The 12,680-nt window shown below is 72.2% G+C and carries 11 protein-coding genes and 1 tRNA gene; 7 read left to right on the top strand and 5 right to left on the bottom strand.

Features of this window, described 5'->3' with window-relative positions; translation table 11 throughout:
* The first annotated feature begins 85 nt into the window (after positions 1-85).
* Both ACFQ53_RS04250 and ACFQ53_RS04245 read left to right on the top strand, forming a co-directional pair.
* The gene (locus ACFQ53_RS04250; RefSeq protein ID WP_377855787.1) at positions 86-808 is read left to right on the top strand and encodes a TVP38/TMEM64 family protein; all 723 of its coding nucleotides are present in this window, start codon (positions 86-88) and stop codon (positions 806-808) included.
* 236 nt (positions 809-1,044) lie between these two features.
* Complete coding sequence (locus tag ACFQ53_RS04245; protein ID WP_377855785.1) at positions 1,045-1,809, top strand: hypothetical protein; 765 nt, start codon at positions 1,045-1,047, stop codon at positions 1,807-1,809.
* Positions 1,810-1,830: 21 nt separating this feature from the next.
* Here ACFQ53_RS04245 and ACFQ53_RS04240 read toward each other — a convergent pair whose 3' ends face one another.
* Complete coding sequence (locus tag ACFQ53_RS04240) at positions 1,831-2,928, bottom strand: NADH:flavin oxidoreductase/NADH oxidase (protein WP_377855782.1); 1,098 nt, start codon at positions 2,926-2,928, stop codon at positions 1,831-1,833.
* Between the two features lie 203 nt (positions 2,929-3,131).
* Here ACFQ53_RS04240 and ACFQ53_RS04235 point away from each other — a divergent pair, with 203 nt between their 5' ends.
* Complete coding sequence (locus tag ACFQ53_RS04235; RefSeq protein ID WP_377855779.1) at positions 3,132-4,037, top strand: LysR family transcriptional regulator; 906 nt, start codon at positions 3,132-3,134, stop codon at positions 4,035-4,037.
* A 24-nt stretch (positions 4,038-4,061) separates the two neighbouring features.
* On the opposite strand, the gene ACFQ53_RS04230 is transcribed toward ACFQ53_RS04235, so the two are convergent.
* Positions 4,062-4,901 (bottom strand): PrsW family intramembrane metalloprotease, encoded by an 840-nt coding sequence (locus tag ACFQ53_RS04230; protein WP_377855776.1) that lies wholly within the window; start codon positions 4,899-4,901, stop codon positions 4,062-4,064.
* Positions 4,902-4,903: 2 nt separating this feature from the next.
* Positions 4,904-5,521, bottom strand: coding sequence for a MarR family winged helix-turn-helix transcriptional regulator (locus ACFQ53_RS04225; protein ID WP_377855773.1), 618 nt, complete (start codon positions 5,519-5,521; stop codon positions 4,904-4,906).
* Positions 5,522-5,642: 121 nt separating this feature from the next.
* Here ACFQ53_RS04225 and ACFQ53_RS04220 point away from each other — a divergent pair, with 121 nt between their 5' ends.
* Positions 5,643-7,811: an MMPL family transporter gene (locus tag ACFQ53_RS04220; protein ID WP_377855770.1), complete on the top strand. Its 2,169-nt coding sequence runs from the start codon at positions 5,643-5,645 to the stop codon at positions 7,809-7,811.
* Between the two features lie 201 nt (positions 7,812-8,012).
* A complete protein-coding gene (locus tag ACFQ53_RS04215; protein ID WP_377855767.1) occupies positions 8,013-9,053 on the top strand; it encodes a TerC family protein in 1,041 nt (346 codons plus the stop codon).
* Positions 9,054-9,069: 16 nt separating this feature from the next.
* Here ACFQ53_RS04215 and ACFQ53_RS04210 read toward each other — a convergent pair whose 3' ends face one another.
* Positions 9,070-9,411: a DUF2200 domain-containing protein gene (locus tag ACFQ53_RS04210; protein WP_377855764.1), complete on the bottom strand. Its 342-nt coding sequence runs from the start codon at positions 9,409-9,411 to the stop codon at positions 9,070-9,072.
* A 26-nt stretch (positions 9,412-9,437) separates the two neighbouring features.
* The gene (locus ACFQ53_RS04205) at positions 9,438-10,646 is read right to left on the bottom strand and encodes an NAD(P)/FAD-dependent oxidoreductase (RefSeq protein ID WP_377855761.1); all 1,209 of its coding nucleotides are present in this window, start codon (positions 10,644-10,646) and stop codon (positions 9,438-9,440) included.
* 190 nt (positions 10,647-10,836) lie between these two features.
* Here ACFQ53_RS04205 and ACFQ53_RS04200 point away from each other — a divergent pair, with 190 nt between their 5' ends.
* Both ACFQ53_RS04200 and ACFQ53_RS04195 read left to right on the top strand, forming a co-directional pair.
* Entirely contained in the window at positions 10,837-12,363 is a 1,527-nt protein-coding gene (locus ACFQ53_RS04200) for an MFS transporter (protein WP_377855758.1), read from the top strand.
* Positions 12,364-12,490: 127 nt separating this feature from the next.
* A tRNA-Lys gene (locus ACFQ53_RS04195) sits at positions 12,491-12,564 on the top strand.
* Positions 12,565-12,680: the final 116 nt, after the last annotated feature.

Genomic DNA, 12,680 nt, shown 5'->3' with positions numbered 1-12,680 from the left:
GGATCCCGCCGCGCCCCGCGGCGAGACCGCCCCGCCCGAGCGCTCCCCGCACGAGCATCCGCCGCGCCGGTTCGAGCCGCTGCCCGTGCTGCGGTCGCTGGCGCTCGTCGCGGTGGTGCTGCTCATGGTGTGGCTCGCCCTCACCGTGCGCCTGCCCTCGCTGGACGTCCTCCAGCAGCGCCTCGAGGACTACGGCTGGGCGGCCTTCCTAGTCTTCGCCCTGCTCTACGCCGTGGTCGCGCTGACGCCGATCCCGGTGACGATCATGGCGGTCGCGGGCGGCATGCTCTTCGGCGTGCTCGAGGGAGGCGTGCTCTCGATCGTCGGCGTGATGCTGGGCTGCTGGGGCGCCTACTGGATCGCCCGGCTGCTGGGCCGCGGCGTCGTCGGCAAGATCCTGGGCAGCCATGCCCGCACCGTCGGTGACCGGCTCGAGAACGGCGGCTTCGCCGCGGTCTTCCTCCTGCGGGTGATGCCGGGCCTGCCCTACTGGCCGGTGAACTACGGGGCGGGAGCCTTCGGCATCACCCAGCGCGAGTTCCTCACCGCCTCGCTCATCGCCTGCATCCCCGGCCAGGTCTCGCTCGTCGCGATCGGGGCCTTCCTCGCCGACCCGGGAGTCATGATCGGCGTCGTCCTCGCCGCGTCGTGGGCGGTCGTGATCGTGATGACGATCTGGGGCTACCGCGCCTTCCGCGGCACCGCCCGTCGGCCCCTCCCCGGGTCGCGGCCCCACGGAGACGGGAGCCGGGCTGCGGCCGACGGGAGCGACGCGGACCCCGGGGACGTCGCGGACGACCAGGCCTGATGCCCGCGCCGCGGACCACGCGCCCGACCGGACGCGGCGCGTCGTCCGGGCCGCCGGTCTCCCGCACCGACCCCGCACCTGGACCGGCCGTGCGATGACGTATTCTCTGCCGGTGAGGCGGATCGGACAGGTCGTTCAAATCGGACTCGCCCGGCCCGTCCCGGACGGAGAGAGCAGTCCGTCGGACCAGCCGCAGGAGTGACGAGGGGAGACGCATGGGGGAGCAGGGGACTCGCGTGCACGCTCGACGCGCCGGCGCCCTCCTGCCCGAGAGCCGGGACCCCATCGCCCAGCGGGTCCTGGACTCCGCGCGCGAAGTGCTCGCCCAGCAGCCCGGCGCCGCGGTGACCCTCGACGAGGTGATCAGCGCCGCGCGGGTCGAACCCGCCGGCGCACGTCGGCTGTGGAGCTCCGACCAGGACCTCATGGTCGGCCTCATCGCCCGGTACCTGCTCGAGGCCTCTCGCCGCGTGTCCCGCGCGCTGCGCGAGGACCCCGGACGCGCGCGGCCCGACCGGCTCTGCCTGCATCTGGTCGAGAGCCTGCGCTCGCGGGTCCTGGTGTGCGCGCTGCAGCGCGCCGACGGGGACCTCCTGGGCGACGCGGTCGACGACCCCCGCACGGTGCAGCTCACGCGGCAGCTCATGCCCGTCGGCCTGGTCGCCGAGATGGTCGGGATCTGGCGCGAGCGCGGCCTGGTGTGCCTCGTGTGCGAGGCCGATCACCAGGCCTTCTCCCTGCAGTGCCTCCTGCGCGGCTTCATGGACCCGCTGATGGCGGGCGTGCCGCTGCACGGCTCGCACGCGCGGGACGACATCGCCACGGAGACCTTCGCCGCCGCCGTCGACCGGGTGCTGGGGCGGGGCCCGGCGAGCGACGGGCCGACGCGTGATCGGCCGGACCGTGACGCCGAGGCGGAGAGCCTCGCCGCCGCCTCGGCCGACGTGCCCCGTCTGCTCGCCGAGCGCACCGCCTCCGTGCACTCCCTGCTGGGGCTGTGACCCGCCGGCCCCTGCCCTGCGTCAGCCGCGCAGCTGCTGGCGGTAGGCGCGGAGGTAGGGGGTCGGGATGGGCGGCTCCGCGACGCGCAGCGCGAGGGCCGTGCGGATCGCGAAGCTCGGATCGCGCAGGAACTCGCGGCCCACGCGCACCACGTCCGCGAGGCCCGTCGCGGTGATCTGCTCGGCCTGCCAGGGCTCGTCGATCATGCCGACGGCCGAGACCGGCATCCCCGCGCCCTGCTTCACGGCCGTCGCGAGCGGCGTCTGGTAGCCGGGGCCGACGGGGATCTGCGCCTCGGGGCTGTTGCCTCCCGAGGAGATGTCCACCATGTCCACGCCGTGCTCGCGCAGCCATCCCGCCACGCGCACCGTGTCCTCGACGTGCAGGCCGTCCTCGACCCAGTCGGTCGCCGAGAGCCGCACCAGCAGGGGCATGCCCTCGGGGATCGACCCGCGCACGGCATCGACGATGCCCAGCAGCAGCCGCGCGCGGTTCTCGAGGCTGCCGCCGTACTCGTCGGTGCGGACGTTGCTGAGCGGGGAGAGGAACTCGTGGATCAGGTAGCCGTGGGCCCCGTGGATCTCGATCATGTCCATCCCGGCCTCGACGGCGCGGCGGGCGGCGGCGACGAAGGCCTCGATGACGCCGTCGATCCCGGCCGCGTCGAGCGCTCGCGGCGCGGCCAGATCGCCGAAGGGCAGATCCGAGGGGCCGACGGTCTCCCAGCCGCCGTCGGCGGCGGGGATCGAGGTGCCGGGCGCCGCGTTTCCCCACTCGCTGTAGGTCGACGCCTTGCGACCCGCATGTGCGAGCTGGATGCCGGCGGCGGCGCCCAGGGAGTGCACGAGGTCGACGACGCCGCGCAGGGCATCGCGCTGCGCGTCGTTCCACAGGCCCAGGTCCTGCGGGCTGATGCGCCCCTCGGGGACCACGCCGGTCGCCTCGACGATCACGGCGCCCGCGCCGCCGCGCGCGAACGAGCCGTAGTGCATGAGATGCCACGGGGCGACGACCCCGTCGGTCTTCTCGACCATGTACTGGCACATCGGCGGGACCCACACGCGGTTGCGCACGGTGAGATCGCGCAGGGTGATGGGGTCGAACAGGGTGCGGCTCATGCCACGGCTCCTCGAAGCTGGGGGACGAGCGCCGCCCGCCGCGTCCGCGCGCCCCAGGGCGAGGGACCTCGCGATGGCGATCCCGGACATGGCAGCGACGCTGACTGACATCGACGAAGTTATACCTCGGTGCGACGGGAGTCCAATAGCTGCGCCTATGGCGGACATGTGTTCGCGTATGGGTCGGGCGGTAGGATGGGGTCGTGACCACTCCCGTCCTCGACCTCAACCTGCTGCGCACCTTCCTCGCCGTCCACCGGGCCGGCTCCTTCACCGCGGCGGCGCGCGCGCTCCGTCTCAGCCAGCCCTCGGTCACCACGCAGATCCGTGCCCTCGAGGCGCAGGTGGACCGCTCGCTGTTCACGCGCCTGCCGCGCGGCGTGGAGCCCACGCCCTACGCGCACGAGCTGGCCGAGCGCGTGCGCGGACCGCTCGACGCCCTCGATGCCCTGCGCACCGACGAGTGCGATCTCGACGGCGTCGCCACCCCCGTCCATCTCGCGGGCCCCGCCGAGCTGCTGTGCTCGCGCGTGCTCCCAGCCCTCGCCCCGCTCGTCGCCGAGGGCGTGCAGCTGCGCACGGCCGAGGGGCTCACCGACGAGCTCCTCGAGTCGCTGCGCGAGGGGGTCCACGACCTGGTGATCACGACCCGTCGGCCGCGGGGCCGAGCGCTCGCGGCGACGCCGCTCAGCGACGAGGAGTACGTGCTGGTCGTCGCCCCCGACTGGGCGCGCCGACTCGAGGGGCGCGGGGACGGGGAGAGCCTTTGCCGTGCGCTGCGGGAGGTGCCGCTCGTGAGCATCGCCGAGGACATGCCGATCGTGCGCCGCTACTGGCGCTCCGTGTTCGGCGCGCAGCCTCCCGGGGCCGCGCTCATCGCCCCCACCCTGCACGCCGTCCTCGCGGCCGTGCGCGCGGGGGCCGGCGCGAGCGTGCTGCCGCGGTCGCTGTGCCGCGAGGACCTCGAGGCCGGGGACCTCGTGGACCTCGGGGGTGAGGACGTGCCGCCCCTGAACACGCTGTTCCTGGTCCAGCGGCCCGGCGCCGAGTGCAATCCTGCCGTGGTCCGCGTGCGCGAGGCCCTCGAGAGTGCCGCGCGCTCCTGGTGAGGGGAGTGAGGGGAGAGGGTCGCCTCAGCGCGGGTCGCCGGTAGCGCCCTCCAGCGCTCTCACGTGCGTCCGGTGCGCGCGCAGGATGAGGAACACGAGCGCGCCCACGCTCACGACCCCGATCAGCACGTGCAGCACCGCGCTCGACGTCGCGTCCCAGGCCGTGTGCAGGACGACCGCGACCACATACGTGAGCGCCAGCTCGAGCACCGCGAGACCCTTGCGCCGTCCCTCGACGAGGTGCCAGACGGCGGCGCAGATCGCGCCCGTCCACGCCACGTGGCCCGCCGGGACGAGGATCGCGCGCAGGACCAGCGTCGAGTCGAGCGCCGCGAGGCCGCCACCGCGCTCGAGCAGGGCGTTGAACCCGTAGCCCATCGTCTCGAGCACCGCGAAGCCCGTCCCGGCCGCGATGCCGACGGCGATCCCGCCGCCGCGGGTGGCGCGGTGCGCGATGGCGAGGACGAGCAGCGGGACGATCAGCTTCGCGGTCTCCTCGATGATCCCGACCAGCAGGATGGATTCCTGGCCGAGGAGCAGCGCCGCGATCGTCTCGAGGAAGCCCGCGAGGGTGACGGCGAGGAGGCCGCCGACGCCGACCGTCAGCAGGACGATCGGGATCGGCACCAGGATCCCGCGGCGCGTGGTCTGCGCGGCCAGCAGAACCGTGAGCGGCACGGTCCCGGCGCCCACGAGCAGCACGGTCGGCAGCAGGGTGGTGTTGCGCGTGAGCAGCATGACCACGAAGACCACGATGTAGGCGAGCACCCCGACGACCAGGACGAACAGCCAGGAGAGGCGCTCGTACCAGGGCGATCCGGGCAGGGTGTGCGGGGCGGCGACGGGCACCGGCTGGGACGTCATCGTCAGGTCCTCGGTTCTCTGGAAGGGGAGGGGGCGGGTGCGGGCGGTCGTGCCCCACGCGCCCACGGAGCGTCCTCGACGGAGATCTCGCGGGCCATCGAGCGCAGGAACGACGTGATCGTCTCGCGCTCGGCGTCGGTGAGGCGCGCGGCGGCCCGGAAGCGACCCGCCTGCTGACGTCCCATGGTCTCCATGGCCGCCTGCCGCGTCGCGGGCGCCACCTCGATCGTGATCGCGCGGCGGTCCGAGGGGTGCGCGCGGCGGTGGACGTGCCCGCCGCGCTCGAGGCGGTCCAGCAGCTTCGTCGTCGAGGCGCTCGAGATCCGCAGCTCCGAGCCCAGGGCCGCGGCCGTCGGCCGCTCGCCGCGATGGGCCGCGGCGATGAGGTAGTGCAGCGCGCGCATGTCCGTCGAGTTCAGCTGCATGTACGCCTCGGAGGCCTCGCGCAGCTCCTCCTCGGTGCGCCGCAGCTCCACGAGGGCCGCCATCAGCTCGTCGATCCCCGTGATCGCCTCGCGCGTGAGCCCCGAGCGGTCCACGAGCTCCCCGGACGGGTCGCTCGCGTCGATGTCCTGCACCCGCCACGGGGAGGGGGAGTGCGGCTCGGGGCTCGTGCTCATGGGCGACAGCGTAGCCACCGCCCGCGACCGGACCGGCGGCGATGGGCGGGGGCGGGGTCGTGATGGGGCGGCGATGGGGTAGATTGCTCGCCAGGCTAGCAATCTCTGGACGGAGTCCTCCATGACCCACCGCGGCACGCCCCCGCCCCGGACCCGCTGGATCCGCGCCGTGCGGATCGTGCTGCCCGCGCTGCTCGTGGTGCTCTGGCTCGCGGGAGCCTCCGTCGGCGGACCCCTGTTCGGCCGCATCGACGAGGTCTCCTCCAACGACCGGACCGCCTACCTCCCGACCTCGGCCGAGGCGACGCAGGTGCAGAAGGCCGCCGAGGCCTTCACCGAGGGGGACACCATCCCCGCGATCGTGGTCGTCACCACCGACGGCGCGGGCGATGGGACGCTCAGCGAGGACCAGCTGCGCGGCGTCCAGGACGCCCTCGCCTCCGCCGAGGACATCGACCAGGCCGCCGGGAGCGCCTCGCCGCCGATCCCCTCGGACGACGGCCGGGCCGTCGAATCCTTCGTGCCCCTGGACGCGGATGCGGACCTCGGCGCGGCGGTCTCCGACCTCGAGACCGCCCTTGCGGCGGACCTGCCCGAGGGGACGACCTCGTACGTCACCGGGCCCGCGGGCTTCTCGGGCGACCTCACGGAGGCCTTCTCCGGCATCGACGGCCTGCTGCTGGGCGTCGCGCTCGCCGCCGTGCTCGCGATCCTCCTGATCGTCTACCGCTCGGCGCTCCTGCCCTTCATGGTGCTCGCGACCAGCATGTTCGCACTGTGCGCGGCGCTCGCGGTGCTCTGGCACCTGGCGAACGCGGGAGTGCTGCTGCTGAGCGGGCAGACCCAGGGCATCCTGTTCATCCTCGTGATCGGCGCCGCCACCGACTACTCCCTCCTCATGGTCGCCCGGTACCGCGAGGAGCTGCGGGCCGTCCCCGACCGCGGCGTCGCGCTGCTGCGGGCGATCCGCGGCACCGCCGAGCCGATCCTGGCCTCCGGCGGAACGGTGATCGCCGCCCTGCTCTGCCTGCTGCTGAGCGACCTGCGCTCGAACTCGACGCTGGGGCCGGTCGCCGCGATCGGCATCGCCTTCGCGATGCTCTCGGCGCTCACCTTCCTGCCCGCGCTCCTGTTCCTCGCGGGGCGCACCGCGTTCTGGCCCCGTCGGCCTCTCTACGACCCCGCCGAGGCCGAGCGCAGCGAGGAGCGGCTCGTGACCCGCGGGCTCTGGGCCGGCGTCGCCCGCCGCGTCGAGCGCCACCCGCGCCGGCTCTGGATCGGTGTGGTGCTCGTGCTGTGCGTCGCCTGCGCGGGCCTGCTCCAGCTGCGGGCCGACGGCGTCTCCCAGTCCGAGCTCGTCCTCGGCGACTCCCAGGCCCGCACCGGCCAGGAGGTGCTCGGCGAGCACTTCCCCGGCGGCTCCGGGAGCCCCGCCCAGATCCTCGTCCCGCAGGGCCAGCTGCAGGAGACGGCGGACCGGCTCCTGGACGCGGACGGGGTGGAGTCGGTGAGCGCACGCTCCTCGGACGCCCCCTCGGGCAGCGCCGCGGTCACGGCCGACGGGATCCGGGGCGGGGCCGCTCCCCGTGTCGAGGACGGCCGCGTGCTGCTCGAGGCGACGCTCGCCGACGCCCCCGACTCCGCGGCCGCCGAGACCACCGTGCGCGACCTGCGCGAGGACCTGCCGCAGGATGCCCTCGTGGGCGGAGAGACCGCCACCGCGATCGACACCGACGACGCCTCCGTGCACGACCGGAACCTCATCATCCCCGTGGTCCTCGCGGTGATCGCGGCGATCCTCGTGCTGCTGCTGCGCTCCCTGCTCGCGCCGCTGCTGCTCATCGCGACCACGGCCCTGTCCTTCGGCGCGGCGCTCGGGGTCTCCGCGCTCGTCTTCGACCACGTGCTCGACTTCCCGGGGGCCGACGCGGCCGTGCCGCTGTACGGCTTCGTGTTCCTGGTCGCCCTGGGCATCGACTACAACATCTTCCTCATGACCCGCGTGCGCGAGGAGTCCCTCGCGCACGGCACGAGACCGGGGATCCTGCGCGGCCTCACCCTCACCGGCGGCGTCATCACCTCGGCCGGGATCGTGCTCGCGGCCACCTTCGCCGCGCTCGCCGTGATCCCGATCCTCTTCCTCGCGCAGCTGGCCTTCATCGTCGCCTTCGGGGTCCTGCTGGACACCTTCGTGGTGCGCACCCTGCTGGTCCCGGCGCTCGCCTTCGACGTGGGGCGCAGCGTGTGGTGGCCCTCGCGGCTCGCGCGCCGGGCGGAACGCGCGGACTGAGCGGTCTGAGCGGACCGAGCCGGCCGTTCCCAGCTCCGGTTCACCTTCTCTCCGTAGCGTCTGCGGTGCAGAGGGAGTACTTCGCCTCGGCGGGCTCGTCAATACGGTCGTGCGATCACGACCCGGGCCGTCGGTTCTGGGGGACCAGGACGAAGGAGACTCTGGCAGCCATCGCATGCCCGAGCCCCTCAGGAGCCCTTCTTGGACGTCTCACCCCTCGTCTGGACGATCACGCTCGCCGTGACCGTCGCCTTCTTCGTCTACGAGTTCTTCGCGCACGTGCGCACCCCGCACGAGCCCTCGATCGGCGAGGCCGCCCGCTGGTCCGCCCTCTACATCGGCCTGGCTCTGCTGTTCGGCGTCGGCATCGGGGTCTTCTCCGGATGGGGATACGGCGGCGAGTACTTCGCGGGCTACCTCACGGAGAAGGCGCTGTCGATCGACAACCTCTTCGTGTTCCTGCTCATCATGACCAGCTTCGCCGTGCCCAGGGTCCATCAGCAGAAGGTGCTGATGATCGGCATCGTCATCGCCCTCGTGCTGCGCGGCGCCTTCATCGCCGTGGGCGCGACGCTGATCGAGAACCTCTCCTGGGCCTTCTACGTGTTCGGCGCGCTGCTGCTCGTGCTCGCCTGGCGCCAGGCCTTCGGCTCCGAGGACTCCGATCCGACCGACGGCCGGAGCATGCGCCTGGTGCGCCGCGTCCTCCCGGTCAGCGACGAGTACGACGGCGGCCGCTTCATGACCCGCATCGACGGCAGACGCTTCGTCACCCCGCTCATGCTCACGGTGCTCACCATCGGCGTGGTCGACGTCGTCTTCGCCGTCGACTCGATCCCCGCGATCTTCGGACTCACCGAGCAGACGTACATCGTGTTCACGGCCAACGCCTTCGCCCTGATGGGCCTGCGTCAGCTGTACTTCCTCATCGGCGGTCTGCTGCAGCGCCTCGTCTACCTCGCGCAGGGGCTCGCGATCATCCTCGCCTTCATCGGCGTCAAGCTCGTGATGCATGCCCTGCACGTGAACGAGCTGCCCTTCGTGAACGGCGGCCAGCCGCTGCTGTGGGTGCCCGAGGTCCCGATCTGGTTCTCGCTGTCCTTCATCGGCCTCGTGGTCGCGATCGCGACGGTCGCGAGCCTGCTGCGCACCCGTGGCGGCACGGAGGGGGCCTCGACATCGGCCGAGGTCGAGCAGGGCGACGCCGAGGTCGACCGCGGGAGCGAGCGCACCCGCTCCTGATCCGGCGCGCCCGGGATCAGTCGCGCAGCACCTGCTCCATCGGTCGGCCCTTGGCGATCTCGTCGACGAGCTTGTCCAGGAAGCGGATCCGCTGCATGAGCGGATCCTCGACCTCCTGGACCTTCACCCCGCACACCGAGCCCGTGATGAGCGCACTCGAGGGGTTCAGCGTCGCCTCGGCGAAGAAGTCCTCGAAGGTCGTGCGCGCGTCCAGGTGATGCTGGATGGTCGCATCCTCGAAGCCGGTCAGCCAGGTGATCGCCGCGCGCACCTCGGCCTCGGTGCGGCCCTTCTTCTCGGCCTTCGTGACGTAGTGCGGGTAGACCTCGGCCACGGGCATGGTGAAGATGCGGTGCATGGGGGCGAGCCTAGTGGGCGGACCGTTCAGCCGCCGGGGCTGATCCTGCCGCGCAGGTCCTCGGGGCCGGCCACCGGGGTCTCGCGCGTCTGGGCGATGAGCTCGCGGGCGGCGTCGACGCTGTCCCACGTGTTCCACAGCAGCACGCCGCGCACCCGTCCGTCGGCCCCGTAGAGGACGACCTCGGCGGACCTGTCCTCGGAGGCGTCCTCGCGCAGGACGCGCGAGGAGTCGAGGTCCCCGATCGCCTCGTAGCCGTCCTCGAGGAGGTCCGACCAGAAGAACGGCGTGTGCTCGTAGGGGGTGAGGTCGCCCGCCATCGCCCGGCCGGCGGCCTTCCCCATGGTCTCGGCGTTGTCGACGTGCTCGACGCGACGCCTGCCCAGCAGGGCGTCGGGGTAGGAGGCGACGTCCCCGGCGGCGAAGACGTCGGCGGCCGAGGTCCTCAGCAGCTCGTCCACGATGATCCCGTCGTCCACCTCGATGCCCGCCTCCTGGGCGAGGGACGTGTTCGGCGTGACGCCGATCCCGATCACGGCCGCATCCGCGGTGATCCCGGTGCCGTCCTCGAGGGCCAGGGTCACGGAGTCCTCGTCCTCCGATCCTCCGGCGAGACGGCCGGTGACGATGCGGGCGCCCTTCGCGGCCAGCTTCCGGGTGACCCGGTCCGAGAGGTCCGGCGGGAACATGCCGGGCTGGACCGTGCCGTGGGGGAGGACCAGCGTCACCTCGACGTCGTTCTGGAGCAGCGCGGAGGCGATCTCGCCGCCGATGTACCCGCCGCCGACCACGGCGACGTGCGCGCCCGGCCTCGCCGCGGCGCGCAGAGCCCGGTAGTCGGCGCTCGTGCGGTAGTGGATGACGCGCGGGCCCGGCGCGATCGGGCCGGTGCGCGGCGACGCGCCCGTCGCGATCAGCAGGTGCTCGAAGCCGATGCGGGTGCCGTCGGCGAGTTCGACGCGATGCCCGTCCGGGTCGATCGCGGCGACCGTGCTCGAGGTATGAAGCTCGACGCCCTCTCCGGTCACATCCAGGAGCGAGTCCTCGAGAGACGCGTCGGCGTCCAGCCACAGGGTCTTGGACAGATCGGGTCGGTAGACGGGAGGGTCGGGCTCCGCGCCGAGGACGACGATCGAGCCGGTGCCATCCTTCTCGCGGATGCCCGCAACGGCGCTGGCCGCGGCGACTCCCGCGCCGACGATCACGTACGGGTAGGAATCCTGGAACTGCGTCATCGCGGCCTCCTCGTCGTGTCCTGCCACGACCCTAGTCCCGTGCCGACGCCCGCGTGAGGGGCGAGGGCTCGGCGGTTCCCGTGCGCGCCTTCCCCACCGTGTCGGGGAGATCACAGGAGTACGGTGCACGAGCGGTTCCTGGACGACGGCGCCCAGCGCACCCGTTCATCGAGCACGCAGGAGGAGTTCTTTGAGCACGATCAGCTATACGCCGCAGAAGTGGCGTCCCGAGCAGGTCACCATCACCGAACCCTCGGTGATCCGTCGCGCGATCGGCGCCGCGGCCATCGGCAATATCACGGAGTGGTACGACTTCGGCGTCTACGGATATCTGCAGGTCACCATCGAGGGAGTCTTCCTCCCGAAGAACGCGGGAGCCGCCGGCGCGATCATCGTGGCCGCACTGTTCGCCGTCGCCTTCCTGGTCCGCCCTCTGGGCGGCATGTTCTTCGGCCCGCTCGCGGACCGCATCGGACGCAAGTCGGTCCTCGCCACCACGATGATCATGATGGCGCTGGGCACCTTCCTCATCGGCGTCCTGCCCGACTACGCGACGATCGGCCTCGCCGCTCCGTTCCTGCTGCTGGCCTGCCGGCTGATCCAGGGCTTCTCGACCGGTGGCGAGTACGGCAACGCGATGGCGTTCATCGCCGAGTACGCCCCGGACCGCCGCCGCGGCTTCTTCGGGAGCCTGCTCGAGGTGGGCACCTTCGGCGGCTACGTGCTGGGCGCCTCGGTCGCGACGATCATGACCGCGATCCTCACCCAGGACCAGCTGCTCAGCTGGGGCTGGCGCCTGCCGTTCTTCGTCGCCCTGCCGCTGGGCCTCGTCGGCGTCTACCTGCGCTCCAAGCTCGAGGACACCCCCGCTTACCGCGAGCTCGAGAAGCAGCAGGACGCGGAGGCCAAGGCCAAGGTCGAGGAGAAGGAGGCCGCGAAGAAGGCCGGCGCCCCGGTGAGCACCGAGACCGAGGACACGAAGAAGGGCCGCGGGGAGATCAAGGGCATCCTGCGCCTGTGGCCGAACCTGCTGGCGTGCATGGGCCTCGTGCTCGCCTGGAACGTCACCAACTACATGCTCACGGCGTTCATGCCGCAGTTCTTCCCGATGATCCGCGAGTACCAGGGCAGCGGCGGCGTCTCCGACCTCGCCTCCTCGATCCTGCAGATCATCGTCATGGTCATGTGCCTGGTCCTGATCCCCGTGGTCGGCCGCCTGAGCGACCGCGTGGGCCGCAAGGCCGTGGTGCGCGCCGGCTCGATCGCGCTCATCGTGCTCTCGATCCCCTCGGTGCTGCTGATCCGCGGGAACAGCGATGTCACGGTGATGTTCGGCCTCCTCATCATGGGGCTGAGCCTGATCTGCTTCAGCGCCACCATGCCCTCGACGCTGCCGTCGCTGTTCCCGACGGCCGTGCGCGCGGGCGCCCTGTCGATCTCCTTCAACGTCGCCATCTCGCTGTTCGGCGGCACCACCTCCACGGTGATGACCTCTCTGGTGACGTGGACCCACTTCCTCATGTGGCCCGCGATCTACCTGATGGCCGCCGGCGTGATCGGTCTGATCTGCGTGCACATCGTGCCCGAGAGCAACGGCCGGCCGCTGTGGGGCTCGAAGCCCGCCGCGAGCGACCGCAAGGAGGCCACGGCGCACGCGAAGGAGCTCAGCGAGGAGGCCGAGTCCTTCGTCCTCGCCCAGCGGGCCGGCGCCCACTGATCCCCGGCGGGGCGGCCCGGCCGACGCGCGATGCGCCCGGTGCGGGCCGCTTCCTGTTTGCTCGCTCACAGGGTGTGGCCTCCGGTTTTGCACTCGGACCGGAGCGGGGTAATGTTTTCGTTCGTCGGCGCCATTAGCTCAGTTGGTTAGAGCAGCTGACTCTTAATCAGCGGGTCCGGGGTTCGAGTCCCTGATGGCGCACCCGATCGAGAAGCCCCCGTCGCGGAAGCGGCGGGGGCTTCGTCGCTCCCATCGACCGTTCGCCCCGTGTCCGGTCCGCGTGCACGCCGCTCCCAGCCGCGGATCGGGAGAGCGGT

The sequence above is a fragment of the Brachybacterium sp. NPDC056505 genome (assembly GCF_042794925.1).
GTDB classification, from domain to species: Bacteria; Actinomycetota; Actinomycetes; order Actinomycetales; family Dermabacteraceae; genus Brachybacterium; species Brachybacterium kimchii.
This window is presented reverse-complemented; position numbering and strand designations above follow the sequence as displayed.

Bases quoted from the DNA above. Each gene is read 5' to 3' on its own strand.
- ACFQ53_RS04240 (WP_377855782.1), bottom strand. From the start codon at position 2,928: ATGAGCCGCACCCTGTTCGACCCCATCACCCTGCGCGATCTCACCGTG.
- ACFQ53_RS04230 (WP_377855776.1), bottom strand. From the start codon at position 4,901: ATGACGTCCCAGCCGGTGCCCGTCGCCGCCCCGCACACCCTGCCCGGA.
- ACFQ53_RS04225 (WP_377855773.1), bottom strand. From the start codon at position 5,521: ATGAGCACGAGCCCCGAGCCGCACTCCCCCTCCCCGTGGCGGGTGCAG.
- ACFQ53_RS04220 (WP_377855770.1), top strand. From the start codon at position 5,643: ATGACCCACCGCGGCACGCCCCCGCCCCGGACCCGCTGGATCCGCGCC.
- ACFQ53_RS04210 (WP_377855764.1), bottom strand. From the start codon at position 9,411: ATGCACCGCATCTTCACCATGCCCGTGGCCGAGGTCTACCCGCACTAC.
- ACFQ53_RS04205 (WP_377855761.1), bottom strand. From the start codon at position 10,646: ATGACGCAGTTCCAGGATTCCTACCCGTACGTGATCGTCGGCGCGGGA.